This is a genomic window from Agrobacterium sp. 22-214-1, from assembly GCF_053522465.1.
The window spans coordinates 326515-344910 of record NZ_JBNWCK010000002.1; the positions used below are offsets into that span (position 1 = coordinate 326515).

17 protein-coding genes and 1 pseudogene are annotated in these 18396 nt (G+C 64.4%); 14 read left to right on the forward strand and 4 right to left on the reverse strand.

The features are described from left to right. The first annotated feature begins 6 nt into the window (after positions 1-6). The 14 genes and pseudogenes from ACQZ5G_RS11305 to ACQZ5G_RS11370 all read left to right on the forward strand — a co-directional run bounded on the left by ACQZ5G_RS11305 (position 7) and on the right by ACQZ5G_RS11370 (position 12509). The gene (locus ACQZ5G_RS11305; RefSeq protein WP_448737653.1) at positions 7-1992 is read left to right on the forward strand and encodes a conjugal transfer protein TraG; all 1986 of its coding nucleotides are present in this window, start codon (positions 7-9) and stop codon (positions 1990-1992) included. 4 nt (positions 1993-1996) lie between these two features. Further along, a complete protein-coding gene (locus tag ACQZ5G_RS11310; protein ID WP_448737652.1) occupies positions 1997-2461 on the forward strand; it encodes a CopG family transcriptional regulator in 465 nt (154 codons plus the stop codon). A 165-nt stretch (positions 2462-2626) separates the two neighbouring features. Continuing rightward, complete coding sequence (gene trbB / locus ACQZ5G_RS11315; protein WP_448737651.1) at positions 2627-3628, forward strand: P-type conjugative transfer ATPase TrbB; 1002 nt, start codon at positions 2627-2629, stop codon at positions 3626-3628. An 89-nt stretch (positions 3629-3717) separates the two neighbouring features. Beyond that, entirely contained in the window at positions 3718-4014 is a 297-nt protein-coding gene (locus ACQZ5G_RS11320) for a TrbC/VirB2 family protein (protein ID WP_448737890.1), read from the forward strand. Beyond that, positions 4014-4295 carry a VirB3 family type IV secretion system protein gene (locus tag ACQZ5G_RS11325; protein ID WP_448737650.1) on the forward strand — a complete coding sequence of 94 codons (282 nt, stop codon included), beginning with the start codon at positions 4014-4016 and terminating at the stop codon, positions 4293-4295. The genes ACQZ5G_RS11320 and ACQZ5G_RS11325 overlap by 1 nt, the downstream gene beginning before the upstream one ends. An 11-nt stretch (positions 4296-4306) precedes the next feature. Next, entirely contained in the window at positions 4307-6763 is a 2457-nt protein-coding gene (gene trbE / locus ACQZ5G_RS11330) for a conjugal transfer protein TrbE (RefSeq protein ID WP_448737649.1), read from the forward strand. Then, on the forward strand, positions 6760-7512 hold the full coding sequence (trbJ, locus tag ACQZ5G_RS11335) for a P-type conjugative transfer protein TrbJ (protein ID WP_448737648.1): 753 nt from the start codon (positions 6760-6762) through the stop codon (positions 7510-7512). Before trbE ends, trbJ begins: the two co-directional genes overlap by 4 nt. 11 nt (positions 7513-7523) lie before the next feature. After that, positions 7524-7817, forward strand: coding sequence for a putative entry exclusion protein TrbK-alt (gene trbK-alt, locus ACQZ5G_RS11340; RefSeq protein ID WP_448737647.1), 294 nt, complete (start codon positions 7524-7526; stop codon positions 7815-7817). A gap of 3 nt (positions 7818-7820) precedes the next feature. Continuing rightward, the gene (trbL, locus tag ACQZ5G_RS11345; protein ID WP_448737646.1) at positions 7821-9194 is read left to right on the forward strand and encodes a P-type conjugative transfer protein TrbL; all 1374 of its coding nucleotides are present in this window, start codon (positions 7821-7823) and stop codon (positions 9192-9194) included. Continuing rightward, positions 9191-9880, forward strand: coding sequence for a conjugal transfer protein TrbF (trbF, locus tag ACQZ5G_RS11350; RefSeq protein WP_448737645.1), 690 nt, complete (start codon positions 9191-9193; stop codon positions 9878-9880). Before trbL ends, trbF begins: the two co-directional genes overlap by 4 nt. Next, the gene (gene trbG / locus ACQZ5G_RS11355) at positions 9877-10896 is read left to right on the forward strand and encodes a P-type conjugative transfer protein TrbG (RefSeq protein ID WP_448737644.1); all 1020 of its coding nucleotides are present in this window, start codon (positions 9877-9879) and stop codon (positions 10894-10896) included. The genes trbF and trbG overlap by 4 nt, the downstream gene beginning before the upstream one ends. Continuing rightward, entirely contained in the window at positions 10893-12062 is a 1170-nt protein-coding gene (locus ACQZ5G_RS11360) for a TrbI/VirB10 family protein (protein WP_448737643.1), read from the forward strand. The genes trbG and ACQZ5G_RS11360 overlap by 4 nt, the downstream gene beginning before the upstream one ends. 7 nt (positions 12063-12069) lie before the next feature. Next, positions 12070-12186, forward strand: a pseudogene (locus tag ACQZ5G_RS11365) (DUF2274 domain-containing protein); the annotation flags it as partial. Positions 12187-12218: 32 nt separating this feature from the next. Further along, the gene (locus ACQZ5G_RS11370) at positions 12219-12509 is read left to right on the forward strand and encodes a DUF2274 domain-containing protein (RefSeq protein WP_448737642.1); all 291 of its coding nucleotides are present in this window, start codon (positions 12219-12221) and stop codon (positions 12507-12509) included. Here the strand turns inward: ACQZ5G_RS11370 and ACQZ5G_RS11375 are convergent. The 4 genes from ACQZ5G_RS11375 to ACQZ5G_RS11390 form a co-directional block, all read right to left on the reverse strand. Further along, a complete protein-coding gene (locus ACQZ5G_RS11375) occupies positions 12440-12868 on the reverse strand; it encodes a hypothetical protein (RefSeq protein WP_448737641.1) in 429 nt (142 codons plus the stop codon). The genes ACQZ5G_RS11370 and ACQZ5G_RS11375 overlap by 70 nt on opposite strands. Then, the gene (locus ACQZ5G_RS11380) at positions 12865-14622 is read right to left on the reverse strand and encodes a hypothetical protein (RefSeq protein WP_448737640.1); all 1758 of its coding nucleotides are present in this window, start codon (positions 14620-14622) and stop codon (positions 12865-12867) included. The genes ACQZ5G_RS11375 and ACQZ5G_RS11380 overlap by 4 nt, the downstream gene beginning before the upstream one ends. Positions 14623-14991: 369 nt before the next feature. After that, positions 14992-16812 carry a hypothetical protein gene (locus ACQZ5G_RS11385; RefSeq protein WP_448737639.1) on the reverse strand — a complete coding sequence of 607 codons (1821 nt, stop codon included), beginning with the start codon at positions 16810-16812 and terminating at the stop codon, positions 14992-14994. After that, on the reverse strand, positions 16809-18350 hold the full coding sequence (locus ACQZ5G_RS11390; protein ID WP_448737638.1) for a tyrosine-type recombinase/integrase: 1542 nt from the start codon (positions 18348-18350) through the stop codon (positions 16809-16811). The genes ACQZ5G_RS11385 and ACQZ5G_RS11390 overlap by 4 nt, the downstream gene beginning before the upstream one ends. Positions 18351-18396: the final 46 nt, after the last annotated feature.

Sequence of the window (18396 nt, forward strand, 5' to 3'; positions counted from 1 at the left end):
AACGCCATGTCCGCGACGAAAATCCTCTGGGGCCAGATCCTCACCGTCCTCCTGATCGTGCTCATGACGACCTGGGGGGCGACACAGTGGACGGCCTGGCGCCTCGGTTTCCAGCCCCAGCTTGGCCAGCCCTGGTTCGAGGTGGCTGGCTGGCCGATTTATTACCCGCCGGCCTTTTTCTGGTGGTGGTATTTCTACGATGCCTATGCGCCGCCGATCTTCGTCGAAGGCGGTATGATCGCGGCGTCTGGCGGCTTCATCGCCATCGCGGTTGCGATCGGCATGTCTGTCTGGCGCGCGCGCGAGGCCAAGAATGTCGCGACCTACGGATCGGCGCGCTGGGCCGAGCCGAAGGAAGTGAAGTCCGCCGGTCTGCTCGACCAGGACGGCGTTGTTCTCGGCAGGCTCGATCGGGCGTATCTGCGGCATGACGGGCCGGAGCACGTCTTATGTTTTGCGCCCACGAGATCGGGCAAGGGCGTCGGCCTGGTCGTGCCTTCGCTGCTCACCTGGCCGGGTTCGGCGATCGTCCACGACATCAAGGGCGAGAACTGGACGCTCACCGCCGGTTTCCGATCCCGGCACGGCCGCGTGCTGCTGTTTGATCCGACCAACGCGAAGTCCGCCGCCTACAATCCGTTGCTGGAGGTCCGGAAGGGGGAATGGGAAGTCCGCGATGTCCAGAACATCGCCGATATCCTCGTCGATCCCGAGGGTTCGCTGGAAAAGCGGAACCATTGGGAAAAGACCTCGCACTCTCTCCTGGTCGGCGCGATCCTGCATGTCCTCTATGCCGAGAAGGACAAGACGCTGGCCGGCGTCGCGGCATTCCTGTCCGATCCAAAGCGGCCGATCGAGTCGACGCTCGCCGCGATGATGAAGACGGCGCATCTCGGTGAAGCCGGGCCCCACCCGGTCATCGCGTCGGCGGCGCGCGAGCTGCTGAACAAGAGCGACAACGAGCGGTCCGGCGTGCTCTCGACCGCCATGTCGTTCCTGGGCCTCTATCGTGATCCGGTCGTCGCCGAGGTGACGCGCCACTGCGACTGGCGCATCACCGACATTGTGGGCGAGAAGCGGCCGACGACGCTCTACCTCGTTGTACCGCCGTCGGACATCAATCGCACCAAGCCGCTCATCCGCTTGATACTCAACCAGATCGGCCGACGCCTGACCGAGGATCTGCACGCGAAGGGCGGGCGCCACCGGCTGCTGCTCATGCTGGATGAGTTTCCGGCTTTGGGAAGGCTGGATTTCTTCGAATCGGCTTTGGCCTTCATGGCGGGCTACGGCCTCAAATCATTCCTGATCGCGCAGTCGCTGAACCAGATCGAGAAGGCCTATGGGCCGAACAACTCAATCCTCGACAATTGCCATGTGAGAGTGTCGTTTGCCACGAATGACGAGAGGACGGCGAAAAGGGTCAGCGACGCACTCGGCACCGCCACCGAGATGAAGGCGATGAAGAACTATGCCGGGCATCGGTTGTCGCCCTGGCTCGGACACCTGATGGTGTCGCGTTCGGAAACCGCGCGCCCCTTGCTCACCCCTGGCGAGATCATGCAGCTTCCGCCGGCCGACGAAATCGTCATGGTCGCGGGAACGCCGCCGATCCGGGCGAAGAAGGCGCGCTACTACGAGGATGTCAGGTTTCAGGAGCGAATCTTGCCGCTGCCCGAACTCGTCCGCCCTGACTGGCCGCGACCGGACGACTGGAGCCGTCTGCCGATCCCGGTCGTTCCCGTCGCGGCCGAGGCATCTGCGGGAACGACTGCGGAAGACGAGGACCCGACCGATTCCGAGCGTCGGCATCAACCCGAGCTGAACCGCGTGAAGCCCGTCGAGAAGAAGGAGCCGATCGAAAACGAATTCGAAATCGAGCCGCACGATGACATGGAAGAGGAGGCCACTCGAAACCGGCGTCTGTCCCGCCTCATGCAAGGCGTGGCGCGGCAGGTCTCGCTCGACCCCAACGACGGAATGGAGCTGTGACGCCATGACAGGCAAAATGAAGAAGGCGCAGGTTTCCGTCTATCTCGACCCGGATATCATGGCGATGCTTTCGGACTATGCCGTCCGCCGGGAACGGCCGATGTCCTTGGTGGTGGAGGCGGCCGTAGCCTCCTTCCTGTCTCCGGACGACGCCGAGCGGCGCGAGGCGCTGATCGCCAAGCGCCTCGATCAGATTGACCGCCGGATGACGCGGCTGGAGCGCGATGTTGGTATCTCCGTCGAGACGCTTGCCGTATTCATCCGCTTCTGGCTCACCACGACACCCGCCTTGCCGGAACCGGCCGCGCAGGCGGCGCGGGCCAAGGCCAGCGAGCGCTATGACTCATTCGTCACGGCGCTCGGCCGCCGGCTCGCCCAAGGGCCAAAACTGCGGCAGGAAATCTCCGAGGACGTTACCGACTCATCCAATGGACAGGTCACGCCACACGCGGGCACATCCCACGAATAGTCGTCGCCTCAGTGGGTCGAGGAGATAGCTCCATCGCCGTTTCCCTGTATTTGCACGCTACACTACTACGACGCCAATTCCTTGTTGAATCGCATGAACTACCGGCTCTTTTAATCATCCCCGTCCGGGGACCGTCTGATTTCCCCGACGAGAAACGGGGATCGGATGGCAATCTCGCATCGAAATTCGGAAGGCTTTGCGCGTGGCGCACGGATGCTGCGCACCGCACTGGGTGCTGCCATCGCGCGCTTTCTGGAAGATCCCGGTGTTGTCGAGGTAATGCTCAATCCCGACGGGCGGTTGTGGATCGACCGGCTCTCTGAGGGCATGTCCGACACCGGTGAGCGCATCTTGCCGGCGGATGGCGAACGCATCATCCGCCTGGTCGCCCACCATGTCGGCGCGGAGGTTCATGCCGGCGCCCCGCGTGTTTCGGCCGAACTGCCCGATAGTGGCGAGCGCTTCGAAGGTCTCCTGCCTCCGATCGTCACGGGTCCCGCCTTCGCCATCCGCAAGCCGGCGATCTCGGTGTTCACCCTCGACGACTATGTTTCGGCAGGAACGATGAGCGTCGATCAGGCGGCATTGCTGCGCGAGGCCGTTGCCGCACACGCCAATGTCCTGGTCGCCGGTGGTACGGGTACGGGCAAAACAACATTGACGAACGCGCTGCTGGCTGAAGTCGCGAAGGGGCAGGACCGGCTTCTCATCATCGAGGATACGCGCGAGCTTCAAAGCCAGTCCGAGAACAAGGTGCCGATGCGCACCAAGGACTTTATCGCCAATCTGACTGATCTGGCGCGCTCGGCCATGCGTTTCCGGCCCGATCGCATCATCGTCGGCGAGGTGCGCGGTCCCGAAGCCCTCGACCTGCTCAAACTGTGGGGAACGGGACATCCCGGCGGCATCGGCACCATTCACGCCGGCACCAGCCTCGGCGCGCTCCGCCGTCTCGAACAGCTCATTCAGGAAGCTGTCGTCACCGTCCCCAAGGCACTGATCGCCGAGACCATCGACATAGTGGCGGTTCTCTCCGGTCGCGGCTCCGCGCGCCGGCTCTCCGAACTCGCTCGTGTCGAAGGGCTCGGCCCCGACGGCGATTACCGCGTCACCCCCGCACGCTTTTCCCCCGACCGCCAACAGCTCCTGAAAGGAGAACAGTCATGACCCTCTATGTTCTGCCAATCCAGTCCACGACGCCGGAGCAGGCGAATGCGCTCACGCCGTCCGTCCTGAACAGTATCAGTCGCCATCTCATGCGCCCGATAACGCTCGCCACCATCATGACAATGGCGGCTGTGCCGGCTTACGCTTCCGGCTCTTCGATGCCGTGGGAGGCGCCCCTTCAGTCGATCCTCGAATCCATCGAGGGGCCGGTCGCCAAGATCGTTGCCGTCATCATCATTATCGCCACCGGCCTCGCGCTCGCATTCGGCGACACAAGCGGCGGTTTCCGGCGGCTGATCCAGATCGTTTTTGGCCTGTCGATCGCTTTTGCGGCCAGCTCCTTCTTCCTCAGCTTCTTCAGCTTCGGCGGCGGGGTACTGATCTGATGGCCGGGGCGCTCTCACGGACTGACGATGGGGCGGGGTTCAATGTCCCGGTTCATCGGGCGCTGACCGAGCACATCCTGCTCGGCGGCGCTCCCCGCTCGATCGCTATCATGAACGGGACATTGGCCGGAGCAGTCGGCCTCGGCCTGCGCCTATGGCTGGTCGGCCTTGCGATCTGGGCGGTCGGGCATTTCGCGGCGGTCTGGGCGGCGAAACGCGATCCGCTTTTCGTGGAAGTCGGCCGCCGCCATCTGCGCATCCCCGGTCATCTTGCGGTCTGAGGAGTGCGGCCATGATGAATCTTGCCGAATATCGCCGCACCGCCAGCCGCCTTGCCGACTTGCTGCCCTGGGCAGCACTCGTCGGTGAGGGTGTCGTTCTCAACAAGGACGGATCCTTGCAAAGGACCGCACAATTTCGCGGTCCGGATCTGGAATCCTCTGTCGCGGCCGAACTGGTCGCCGTCGCCGCACGGCTGAACAATGCCTTCCGGCGTCTCGGCTCCGGCTGGGCGATCTTCGTGGAAGCACAGCGCCAGGAGGCCGCGACCTACCCCGACGACCGTTTTCCCGATCCGGCCTCGGCCCTGCTCGATGCCGAGCGCAAGGCCGATTTCGAGGAACAGGGCAGCCATTTCATTTCCAGCTACTTCCTCACCTTCACCTATCTCACGCCCGCCGAGGACGCGGCCCGTACAGAGGCGTGGCTTTATGAAGGACGCGAACGCTCCGGCGTCGATCCGAACGAGATTCTGCGTGGCTTCGTCGATCGCACCGATCGCGTGTTGGCGCTACTCGACGGTTTCATGCCGGAATGCAACTGGCTCGACGACAGCGAAACGCTGACCTACCTGCACTCGACCGTTTCCACTAATCGCCATCGCGTCCGCGTTCCGGAAACGCCGATCTATCTGGACGCGCTGCTGGCCGATCAGCCCCTGACCGGCGGGCTGGAGCCGCGCCTTGGCAACACCCATCTGCGCATCCTTACGATTGTCGGTTTTCCGACGGCGACCACGCCCGGCATCCTCGACGAGCTGAACAGGCTCGCCTTTCCCTATCGCTGGTCGACACGCGCCATCCTGCTCGACAAGACCAACGCCATCAGGCTGCTCACGCGCATCCGCCGCCAGTGGTTTGCCAAACGCAAGTCGATCGCCGCCATCTTGAAAGAAGTTATGACCAACGAGGCATCCGTCCTCGTGGACACCGATGCCTCGAACAAGGCGGCCGACGCGGACATCGCGCTTCAGGAACTCGGCGCCGACTATGCCGGCATGGCCTATGTCACGGCAACCATCGCCGTATGGGACACAGATCCCCGCCTGGCCGACGAAAAGCTCCGGCTTGTCGAAAAGGTCGTGCAGGGGCGCGATTTCACCGCGATGCCCGAAACCATCAATGCTGTCGATGCCTGGCTCGGCTCGCTGCCGGGGCATGTCTATGCCAACGTGCGCCAGCCGCCGATCTCGACGCTCAATCTCGCCCACATGATCCCTCTCTCTGCCGTGTGGGCGGGACCGGAACGGGATGACCACCTGGGTAGCGCCCCCTTGCTCTTTGGCAAGACCGAGGGAAGCACACCGTTCCGGCTTTCCATCCATGTCGGCGACGTCGGGCACACGCTCGTCGTCGGGCCGACCGGCTCCGGCAAGAGCGTGTTGCTTGCCTGCATGGCGCTCCAGTTCCGGCGCTACGCCCAGGCCCAGGTCTTCGCCTTCGATTTCGGCGGTTCGATCCGGGCCGCGGCCCTTGCCATGGGCGGCGACTGGCATGATCTCGGTGGTGACCTCACCGCGGGGGATGCCTTTTCCGTTTCGCTCCAGCCGCTTGCGCGCATTCACGACGTGCCGGAACGCGCCTGGGCAGCCGATTGGATCGTCGCCATCCTGGCGCGCGAGAGCATCGCGATCACGCCTGATGTCAAGGAGCATATCTGGACGGCGCTGACCTCGCTCGCCTCGGCACCGGTCGAGGAACGCACCATCACCGGCCTGACGGTGCTGCTGCAATCAAACGATCTGAAACAAGCCTTGCGTCCCTATTGCATCGGCGGCCCCTATGGCCGGCTGCTTGATGCCGAAACCGAGCACCTCGGCAGCGCGTCGGTGCAGGCTTTCGAAATCGAGGGCCTGGTCGGCACGGGTGCTGCTCCGGCCGTCCTGTCCTACCTGTTCCACCGCATCGGCGATCGGCTCGACGGCTCGCCGACCTTGCTCATTATCGACGAGGGTTGGCTGGCGCTCGATGACGAAGCCTTTTCCGGGCAGTTGCGGGAATGGCTGAAAACGCTCCGCAAGAAGAACGCATCGGTCATCTTCGCCACGCAGTCGCTCTCCGACATCGACAATTCGGCGATCGCCCCGGCGATCATCGAAAGTTGCCCGACGCGCCTTCTTCTCCCGAACGAGCGCGCCGTCGAACCGCAGATCACCGCGATCTACCAGCGATTTGGCCTGAACCCGCGCCAGATCGAGATTCTCGCGCGGGCCACCCCGAAGAAGGACTACTACTGCCAGAGCCGCAGGGGGAACCGGCTGTTCGATCTCGGCCTGTCCGAGGTCGGTCTGGCACTGACGGCCGCTTCCTCGAAATCCGATCAGTCCGCCATCGCCCGCATCTTTGCCGAACACGGCCCGGACGGCTTCCTTGCCGCGTGGCTGCGCCTGCGCGGCGCCGATTGGGCAGCCGACCTCATTCCCGACCTCGCTAATCTCATTCCCCAGCCCGACAAGGAGGCTCTATCATGAAGACCCGACGTTCCCGTTCGGCACTGCTTGCCGCCTCCATACTTTCCCTCTCAGGACCGCCTTCGCTGATGCTGGTGCCGCCGGCTTCCGCAGCCTGGATCGTCTACGACCCAACGAACTATTCCCAGAATCTGCTGTCCGCCGCCCGCGCCCTGGAGCAGATCAACAACCAGATCACCAGCCTGCAAAACGAAGCGCAGATGCTGATCAACCAGGCCCGTAATCTCGCGAGCCTGCCGTATTCGTCACTCCAGCAGATTCAGCAGTCGGTCAGCCGCACGCAGCAGCTCCTGTCCCAGGCGCAGAACATCGCCTTCGACGTCGGTCAGATCGATCGGGCGTTTCAGTCGAAATACGCCAGCGTTTCGCTCACGGCCACCGATGCGCAGCTCGTTTCCGATGCCAAGGAGCGCTGGAGGAACAGTGTCGGCGGCCTCCAGGACGCCATGCGTGTGCAGGCGACCGTCGTCGGCAATATCGATACCAACCGTACCGAGATCTCACAACTGGTTGGCCAGAGCCAGGGCGCGACCGGCGCACTTCAGGCCACACAGGCAGGCAATCAGCTTCTCGCGCTCCAATCGCAGCAACTCACCGACCTGACTGCCCTGCTTGCCGCCAATGGTCGATCCACCGCGCTCACAGAAGCCGAGCGCGCCGCCGCAGCCGAACAGGGGCGCGTCCAGCGCCAGCGCTTTCTGACGCCAGGCGCCGGCTATCAGTCCGGCAGCGCCAAGATGTTCAACTGAGGGCGTTGGCCATGGACGGCAAGATGCTGGCCCGCCTGGGCGCCATCGCCTTTGTCGCCGTCGCGATCACCGCGACGGCGACCGAGATGCTGAGAAAAAGAGAGGCTCCCGCGCCATGGACACGATCCACAGCCGCCATCGGATCGTCGGCGGATCCCCTCCGGCTCGGCCAGCGCCGATGCCAGCAGCTTGGGCAAGTTGCCACGAGCGATCCCGAATGCCTGCGCATCTGGTCGGAAAGCCGCGATCGCTTCCTTGGCAGGACGCCGGTGCCGGCCGCCCCACAGACCATCGAAGGGCAGTGAATCATGGGCGGCAGCGGCGTCATCGACAATTTCCTCGGGGTCTTCACCTCTTATATCGACAGCGGGTTCGGTCTCCTCGGCGGCGAGGTGGCCTTCATCGCCACCACGCTGATCGTCATCGACGTGACGCTGGCGGCCCTGTTCTGGAGCTGGGGCGCCGACGACGACATCATCGCTCGCTTGGTGAAGAAGACCCTGTTCGTAGGCGTCTTCGCCTACCTGATCTCGAACTGGAACAATCTTGCCCGCATCATCTTCGAGAGTTTTGCTGGCCTCGGTCTCAAAGGGTCGGGCACCGGCTTTTCGACGGCGGATCTCCTTCGCCCCGGGCGGGTGGCGCAGGTCGGTCTCGACGCGGCCCGCCCGCTGCTGGAATCCATTTCCGACCTCATGGGCTGGGTCGCGTTCTTCGAGAATTTCGTCCAGATCGCCTGCCTTCTGTTTGCCTGGGCGCTCGTCCTTTTGGCGTTCTTCATTCTGGCCATCCAGTTGTTCGTCACGCTGATCGAATTCAAGCTGACCACCCTGGCCGGATTTGTCCTTATCCCCTTTGGGCTGTTCGGAAAGACGGCCTTCATGGCCGAGAGGGTTCTCGGCAATGTCGTCTCTTCCGGCATCAAAGTGCTGGTGCTCGCCGTCATCATCGGCATCGGCTCCACCTTGTTCAGCCAGTTCACTGCCGGCTTCGGCGGCGGCACACCGACCATCGACGATGCCATGGCCGTCGTTCTCGCCGCACTGTCTCTCCTGGGCCTCGGGATATTCGGTCCCGGCATTGCCAACGGTCTCGTTTCCGGCGGCCCGCAGCTCGGCGCAGGTGCTGCCGTTGGCACCGGCCTTGCCGTCGGAGGTGCTGCACTTGCCGCAGGCGGTGCGGCTGGCCTGGCCTTGCGCGGCGGCGCCGCAGCCCTGTCCGGTGGCGCTGCCGCTGTCCGGGGTGGAGCAGCGGGGGCGGGTGCCGCCTCGACTGCCTACAATCTCGGATCGATGGGACAGACCGGCGTCGCGGGTGTGGCGTCCGGTCTCGGCGGTGTTGCGCGAGAAGCAGGCTCCGCCGCCGTCTCGCCTCTGAAGCGCGCGGTCGGCCGTGCATCCGAAAGCGTCAAATCGAATTTCTCCGACGGTGTAAAAGATGGCTTCAGCGCGACCGGCGGCTCTTCCACGCTTGGCACCGTCGGCGGCGCCGATGCCGCCAATGACGATTCCTTTGCCGCCGCCCCGGCGGCCTCGCGCGATGGTCCTCCCGATTGGGCCAAACGCATGAAACGCAGCCACCACGTCAGCCACGGCGTTTCCGCCGCCGCCCATGCCGTTCGGTCTGGCGACAGCCATGGTGGCGGCTCTTCCGTCAACCTATCCGAAAGTGACCGTTCATGAGCTTGTTCAAACGACCGGCAGCGCACTACGGCAAGACGCCGCAACCCGAAACACCTTATCAGAAGGCCGCACAGGTCTGGGACGAGCGTATCGGCTCGGCCCGCGTGCAGGCGAGGAACTGGAGGTTCATGGCATTCGGAAGCCTGATCCTGTCGGCGGGCTTTGCCGCAGCACTCGTCTGGCAGTCCACGCGCGGGACCGTCGTGCCGTGGGTCGTTCAAATCGACAAGCTCGGTCAGGCCCAGACCGTCGCCGCCGCCACGGTCGATTATCGTCCCACCGATCCGCAGGTCGCATGGCATCTGGCCCGATTCATCGAGCAGGTCAGGAGTATTCCCGCTGATCCCATCATCGTCCGCCAGAATTGGCTGCGCGCCTATGACTGGACGACGGATCGCGGCGCGACAGCGCTGAACGACTATGCGCGCTCGAACGACCCCTTCACCAAGGTCGGCAAGCAGCAGGTCGCCGTCGAGGTATCGAGCGTTATTCGCGCGTCGCCCGACAGCTTCCGTATCGCGTGGGTCGAGCACCGCTATGAGAACGGCCAGCTCTCCACCACCGAGCGCTGGACCGCGATCCTGACCATCGTCATCCAGCCGCCTCGCGATGCCGAACGGCTCAAATCCAATCCTCTCGGCATCTACGTCAACGCGATTTCCTGGTCGAAGGAGATGGGCGAATGAACAAGCCGCCGATCCGCAAAGCCGGAAACCCCTCTTTCCGTAAAACCGCATCTGCTGCCGTGCTCTTGTCCGCTGCCGTACTTGCTGGCTGCACCACGCCGCAGAAGCCGCCACAGATCCGCTACGACGCCGACGTGCCGGCACTGCCGGCCGTTCCTACGGTGCTGACCGATGATCGTCCGAAGCCCCTGCACATTCCGCCTGCCTGGGGGGCGGCGCGGGGAGGGGCCACCGCAACCACCCCGACCGGGCGGATTCAGAATGCCAATGACGCGGCCCGCGTCGAGCCGCGCCGGGAGGGCTACTACAACGCCATCCAGATTTATCCCTGGAGCGAAGGCGCCCTGTATCAGGTCTATGCCGCACCTGGCCAGATCACCGACATCGCGCTCGAACCCGGCGAAAGCCTGACCGGAGCCGGGCCGATCGCCGCTGGCGATACCACGCGCTGGATTATCGGCGATACCGAGAGCGGCAGTGGCGCCACCCGGCGCGTGCATGTGCTGGTGAAACCCTCACGTCCCGACATCACCACCAACCTGGTGATTTCCACCGATCACCGTACCTACCTGATCGAACTACGGTCCGGGGAAAAACCCTATATGCCGTCGGTTTCTTGGTCTTACCCGCACGTACCGGGCTCGCGGCAGTCCATTCCCGACACGCCGGCTATTCCGGCCATCGCGGCGAGGAACTATCGCTACGGTCTCACCGGCGACATGCCGCCCTGGCGGCCTGTCTCCGTCTATGACGATGGTCGCAAGGTTTATGTCGAATTTCCGCGCGGCATCGTACAGGGGGAATTCCCGCCGCTCTTCGTCATCGGCCCGGAAGGTGAGGCGCAGATCGCCAATACCCGCATCTATGGGAACATCCTGATCGTTGATCGCCTCTTTGGTGCGGCGGAATTGCGCCTGGGCAGTGGCAAGCATCAGCAGACTGTGAGGATCGTCCGCACAAGTGGAGTTGTGCAGGCGCCGACAGCCCAAACCAAGGAAGGAGGGCGGTCGTCATGAGCGAGGCCGACAACCGCGAAGATGCAACCCAGGCCCCCGGTCCTGTTCCACCCATGCGCTTGCGAGCAGAACCGCCGCGCGTCACCCGGCTATCGCGCAAGGTGCTCGCCGGACTTGGCCTCGTCGCGTCGCTCGGTATCGGTGGCGCATTGATTTATGCGCTTCAGACCCGAGATCGCGGCAATGGTGGCGAAGAGCTTTACTCGACCGAGAACCGGACCACTGCCGACGGTTTGGCAGGCTTGCCGCGGGACTATACCGGTCCCATCCTCGGGCCAGCTTTGCCGGGAGATCTCGGCCGTCCGATCCTCAGTGCGCGGGATCGTGGTCAGCCTGTCGTTGTGCCGACGATGACGACGCCGAACGTCGATCCGGCCGAGCAACGACGCCTCGCCGAGGCGGAAGCTGCCCGAACCAGCCGCGTGTTCTTCCAGACAGAAACGCGCACGACGGCAAGCGCGATAACGCCCAACGCGAATACGACGCCCAATCTTGCCGGACTCGATCAGGCCGGCACTCCTACGGCACAGGACCGGCAGGCCGCTTTCCTCAACGCCGCCGTTGATCGCCGTACCGTAGCAGCCGATAGCGTGATGCCGCCCGCGTCGCCCTATGTGCTGCAGGCCGGTTCGGTGATCTCCGGAGCGCTGATCACCGGCATCCGCTCCGATCTCCCCGGCCAGATTACCGCGCAGGTCACCGAGAACACCTACGACAGCCCGACCGGCCGTATTCTGCTGGTGCCGCAGGGCGCCCGCATCATTGGCCAATACGACAACAATGTCGGCTTCGGGCAGCGGCGTGTTCTCCTGGTCTGGAACCGGCTGATACTCCCGAATGGACGATCCATCGTCCTCGAACGACAGCCTGGCGCCGATACGCAAGGCTACGCCGGTCTCGAGGATGGCGTCGATTACCATTGGTGGGATCTGGCGAAGGCCGCCGGTCTTTCGACGCTGCTCTCAGTCGGCTCGGAGCTTGCCATGGATGACGAGGATCGGCTGATCCAGGCTATCCGCAATGGCGGCCAGGATACGATCAATGATGCCGGCCAGCAGATCATCAGCCGCCAGTTGCAGATCGCGCCCACGCTGACCATCAGACCCGGTTTCCCGGTTCGGATTGTCGTCACTCGTGATCTCGTGATGGAGCCCTACAGAGGTTGACCCAACAATGGCAAAATTGAAACTCGGACCAATTACTGACGATAAACCCGTTAAAGTCACGGTAGAGCTACCCGCCACTCTTCACCGGGATCTGGTCGACTATGCGGATTATCTGAACAGTCAACATGTCTTTGTCTCATTCGCGGGAGAAATCGCATGGCGCAATTGAGACTTGGGCCGCTGCCGAAGGTCGGTGTCGTTCGGCTGACGATCACGTTGCCGGAGCCGCTGAAGGAAGAACTCGACCAGTATGCGGCCGAGCATGGCCGCCTCTACGGGCCGGTGGAAACGGCCGCGCTGATCCCGCACATGCTGGAAGCGTTCATCCGTTCCGACCGCGGCTGGCGCAGCCGCAAGGCCAAGGCCGGCAGCGCGCGTCAAGGTGGTTTGTCCCTTCCGGCCAGCGGCACGACCCGCGGCGACCCCGATGGCGACGCTTCCGCCTGAAGCTGCCCGATCCTGCGGTTCAGGTCTCGCACGAGAAGGCTGAGGGCCTGGATGTGCTGCGCCATATTCCGGTTTGCCGCTCTGAGCGAGCGCAGTTCATCGGATTCATGCCCCTTCATCTGCGCCACAGCAGCTTCCAGTTCACGAACGCGATCCGTCCGGGTCAAGGGCGCCTCGCGCCCGGCATTCAGTTCGCGCAGCCGCCGCAGGAGTTCCGGCGCGCGATAAAGCGTGGCGCGGGACACGCCAGCTTCGGCGGCGAGGCGCGCAGCGGAGAGCTTGCCGGTTTCGGGACTCCCGGCGAGGCGGGCAAGCGCCTTCTCGATGGCCTGCGCCGAGATGTTGCTGATCGGCTTCATGGAGCGGTTCCTTCCAGAAGAGGGGCGATCAGACGGCGCATGCGCTCGATATCCCTGGTGAGCGCAGTGAGCTGAAGCGCCGACAGCCGGTGATCGGCAAGCAATCGTTCGGCGTCGGCAATGGACGCCTGCCACGGTGGAAGGTGGCGACGGACGATGCAGGCGTTGGGGCATCGATCGGGTCGGCACTGCGCCAGCGCTGGCATGAAGTGATCGAGATCGTCATTGTCCTGGTCGAGACAGAGCGCCGTGTCGGGATCGAAAAAGCAGTCCGCCAGAACCCCGACATGCAGGGTGCGGCCGAGATGAGCGAGCATGGCGCGCAGCCGTTGCGGATCGACGATCCGGCCCGGCAGATCGCCCAGTTCATCCCTGATCCGTGCGAACTCCGCGCGCAGGCGCGCGGCTGCGGGGCCGGCGGGTGGAAGGTCCGCCTTCACGGCCTGTTCATAATATTCCACCACATCGTCGAGCTGGCCGAGCGCGCGTTCCTGCTCGACTTCCTGCCGAAAGCCCGATGGGCTGCTGCCGGAATAACCTTCGAACATCGCGATTGAAGCGTGCTTGTACTGGATCTTGCCGGCCACGGTTCCGAACGGGCGATTGGCGATATGCCATGCAAGCGTGCGGCGGAACTGGCGTGTCGTGAACCGCCATGGAGCGCCGTCGACCTGCGGAATCAGATGGTCATCGGCACCCATGCTGTCGATCTGGTCACGAAACTCGTTGATGAGCCGGCCGATCCCTAACCGCAGTTCGCCGGAAGCGGGATTCGTCATTGGCAGGATCTGCCAGATCGTCTCCACGCCGCGCTTTGCGCGCTGGCGCTCGCTCAGCTTCTCGGCGGCCGCGACCGCGCGGGTGACAGGCGCGACGGTGATCCACTCCGCTTCCTCGCCGGTGAGCTCGCGCATCTTGTAGACCACGCTCCTGATCCGATGGCGCTCGACGAGGCCGTCTGCGCTGCGGCCTGTCGTGCAGCATCCGACGCGCATCGCCTGCAACTCGCTGTCGCGCATGCCGGTAAGGTAGGCGCAAACGACATAGGCGGCGGCCTGAAGCATGCGCTCCTCTTGGGCGATGCTGTCCTGATCGAACCGTTCCCGCCACGGACGCCCGGTATCCGGATCGATCGAAACGTTGCTGTCCATGCCGCCGACTTCCGGACCAATAAGCGACAATGCGCGTTCGAGCCGTTCGCGTCGCGCAGGCCACATGAGGCTCGCGGTCTTGCAACGGAGCTGCATCGCGATCAGGTCGAAGTTGATGCGCTCCATCGGAGAAGGCTGGGAATGGCCGCCCGTGTTCGCCAGGCGTATCGGAATCCCCCGTCCGATCGCGCAACGGCGGCCGATGTAGAGATCGAGCCTGTCGGTCAGTTCGTCACCGATGAGCTGATTGTCGGGACGCGCTCGTCTGAGCGCTTCCAGATCTTCGCGCGCGGCGAAGATATCGGTGGCGAACAGATCGACGTACTTCAGCGACCACCGCAGCAGCGTGCCAATGACCGGCTCAGGTATGCGCGGGGTCCGGTTCTCGACGGTGAGCGGTTTGCCGGAAAGGCCCGCCACCTGTGATTGCGAGCGGCCACGCCAGGGACGGCAGGAAAAGCCGCCGAGCGTCAGATACGGGCCGTAGCGATCGAGCAGGATCGGATAGGCGAGCATGTGGGCAACACGCTCCTTTGTGCGCCCCGGCTTGCTCTTCACTTCGGCAAGGTATGCGTCGAGCAGCGGCTGATCGACGGCCTGCATCGTAAAGCCTCCGCATTCCCGCGCGACAAAAGCCATGAAGCCCGCGATCCCCACCATCGCGTTGCGGGCGGATGCAGGAGCCAGTCGCGCCTGTGTGGGGTGGGGGCGACGGCGCGTTCATGCGCGCCCAGATGAACTCCTTGGCAGTCAGCCGCTGGAGATGATCGTCGATGATGCCGAAGTCCATCCATGTCAGCCCGAATGAGACGTTCTCGCGGAAGATCGCTGGGCGCAGGTCCCAGCGGTCGTCGCCGAACCGCGACAGCCGTTCGGGATCGGCATCGGGCCTGAGCGTGTGCGTGGCGAGAACCAGTTCGTCGGTGCGACGATGCTTCGACCAGGGCGTTGTCGCGAATCCCAGATTGGCCGTCATGTGGCGACCACTTCCGCAGGCAAGTAGATCAGGTCGCTTGCCGACGCGGCGTCCTCCCGGGCGGAGGCGACGACTGCGGTCGGAAAGGCCGGCAATATCTGCTCGCGGATGCGCCGCCACGCGCGGCCGAACCTAGCCTCCCAGTCGGCCTGGGACAAAGCCTCGCGCTGTCTGGCCATGAAGGTCTCGAAGGTGATCAGCGCCGGCAGCTTGCGAGCGGTTATGACGGCGTTGCGGCATTCCAGGCATGTCCAGAAGGGTGACGGGCACGCTTCGCCCTGCCTTCCGAACGGGCTGTCGTAGAAGCTCGCGCAGCCTGCCAGCCAGACATCCTGCTCGCCATCGAACAAGGCGGTGAAGCCCTGCGGCCCGAGTGCGGCAGGAGCGGCAGGAACAGCGCTCCCGTCGCCGGCGGCCCGGATACGCGCCTCTTCCGCCGGATCGATGATCCTCGGCGCGGCAAGCTCCGTCGCTCGCATCGCGTCTTCGATGGCCGCCACGACGGTCGCCTCGTGGAGTGGGCGCAGCGCCGGAATATCGGCGTAATGATCGGCGGCCACCTCGGCGGTATGTCCCCGCGCGAAATCTTCGAGCTGGCCACCGGTCTTCGCGTACCACTTCGCCTTGTAGGTCTTGCGCAACCGCGACAGCTCAAGGCGCAACGACGTGCCGTTCTCATCGACCAGGCCGTGCTCGCGCACGAAGTAACGGCCGATCAGACCCCTCGACGCGACCCCCTGCATCAGTCCGACGAGGGAGCCCCAGACCCACAGGCGATCCGAGCCAGTCCGTTTGCGGCCGCGTTCGGTCAACCGGATGGCCAGTCTGATGAGCCCTCCCGGCGTGGTCAGTCCGCCGTCGCGCACGCGCAACGTCTTCCATTCGCTCCCGTGCGCCCGGCGCTTGAAATAGGCAATATCGACGAAGCCCCTGGCGCGGTTGCCGAGGCAATCCGCCTTCAGCTCGAAGATGCACTCCATCTCCATCCCCGTCGACAGCGACAGGAGGATCGTGAACCCGATAAGGTCGACGATCGTGAGATAGAAGCGCGCGTGGGTCGTCGGGCAACTCAGGTCCCTGCGCCGACGCGCGCCATGATGAATGGCGCGCTGGCGCATGCTGTCGAAGATCTGGTCCTTCGAGAAAGCCCAGCCATCGCGATCGATCGCCTCCAGCAAGGTCTGATAGGCTTCCGCGACGCCAGGGTGCAGCCCTTCGGGCACGGCGGGAAGCGTGCCATCCGGGGCGATACGCCGGGCGGCATCGACCACTTGCCTGCGCGCGGCCCGGCGAATGCTGGCGGCGACCGCATCGCTGTAGGCGTCACGAGGGCGGCTGTTCTTGTAGGGTTCGAGGCTCAGATAGGTCAGGCGCGTCAGCAAGGCGGGAGCCAGCGTGCCCGGCGTCTCCTCTTCCATGCGACGCAGCAGAAGGATCGGTCGAGCCAGCAGATGGCGTCTATGGATCGCACCGGCGTGGGTATGCCGCTTCAACCATGTCTCATAACGGTCGAATAGGCCCGGCTCGATCGCTTCGATGGCATCGGCCGTCTCTCCGGTGCTGTCGATGAACGTGAGGAAGCGGCGGAGCTGATCGGTCTGCGAACGGACCTTCGCCGGTGTGCAGACAACGCCGGGCGCCGTGAGGCTGTCGTAGAGCGCCGAACCGAAGGCACGCGCCAGCTTCGGCCGTGAATAGTCTCGCAGCGTCACCGTGACGTGGCCGCCGTCCTCCACCGGAATATCGAAGCGAAGCGCGCCGAACGGCCGGGGCGGAGCAGTCTGGGGCTCTGGAAAGGTGGCGCGGCGTCCCTTCATGTGACGCCATCCAGCGCCGCGCTCCATCGTTCCGATGCGGCCTCGACAAGCTCCCGGCTCTCTTCGAGGGAGTCGAGATAGATGTAGGTGCTGGCGATGCTGGCATGGCCCAGCAGGCGTTGCAGCTTCTGGAGCGGGTCGCCGATCATACGCCTGTAAACGGCCGATCCCGGATCGCCGGGCGAACCGCTGGCCAGGACAGAGCCGATCTGCTCCCGGATGAGCATGGACAGCATATGGGTGGCGAATGTGTGCCGCAGCGCATGAGGCGTCACGACCAGATCGAAACCGGCTCCGCGGCATCGGGCGCTCGCCCGCCGGAACACTGCCGCCCATGCCGCCGGCGTCATGGGGCAGCCGGCCTCGTTCAGCCACAGCGCAAGCGGCTCTCCCGCCGGAGAGACGATGCGCTGACGGTGCAGCGGCGTCAGTGTGTCGAGCCGCACCGCGCTGACAACGCCGTCGTCATCGGCAATGCCGATCGCGTTCATGTTGGCCGTGCTCACCGCGATCATGGGCCGGAATGGAAGGCGTCTGATCCCGGTAAGCGCGTTCGCGCGCTCGATCCCGGTATAGTCATGAAGCCGCCGCAGCAGCCTGACGGGAATCCTGATCTCCCTGGACCGTCCGCCCTTGGCGATTGCTCCCGGCAGACGAAACGGTATCGACCTTGTGCCTGATGGAAGCTGCTCAAGCGCCGGCAGTTCGACCGCCAGCAGGCTTGCGGCCTCTTCGAGCCGCAGCCCGGTCGTGACCAGAAGCTCAGCGAAAAGCGCGTTGCGCTCGTCGTGCCGCCCTCTCCAATCTTCATCATCCCGGCCGTCGTCCATGCGCCCGCGCAGGCCGACGTCCCGGAACAGCAGGAACAGGTCGAGACCGATGAAACGAAGATTGCCCCTGCGTGCACCCGGCTCTCGTGCCCGCGAGGTGCTGACGGGACCATACCGGCCTCGTCCCATCGGTCGGAGTGCGATTCGCGATCCGAACGGCGAGACGTCGATCAATCCTTCTTCGGCAGCCCAGCCATAGAACTTCTCCAGCGCCGCGACGCCGCGGTTCCACGAGGCGGCCGAAATACGATGCGGAGGCTCGGAGCGCCGCCTTGCGGCATGAAACGCGGCGACATCCTCCCGGTCCGCGCTCCACACGCTCTTGCCGTCCTGCCGTTCCAGAAGGAACCGCATCCAGACAACCAGATCACGGGCATATGCCCGCAGGCTGTTGGGCGAACGCACGCCCATCGTCGGACAGGCCCGGAAGAAGCGGTTCAGATCGTGATCGTAGCCACCGTCGTCGCCGAGGATGAAGGGAATGCCGTCACTGAGCCCCGATCGGCGCGCCACCGCGATCGCGGCGGCGCGCAGATCGGCATCTTCTCCAGCCTCGGTGAGTTCCAGAAGAGACGCCAGATCGGTGAAGTAAAGCTCCGGGATAAGACCTCCTTCGGCGACGTTGATCGCCGGGACGGGCTCGAGCCCGCCCCGGCGATCAACGTCACCGCAAACCTCGTCATCGTGCGCGTGTTCGGCAATCGTCATAGCAACCAGACATCACAGGCGTGAGACAGCCCAATAAAGTCTGGAT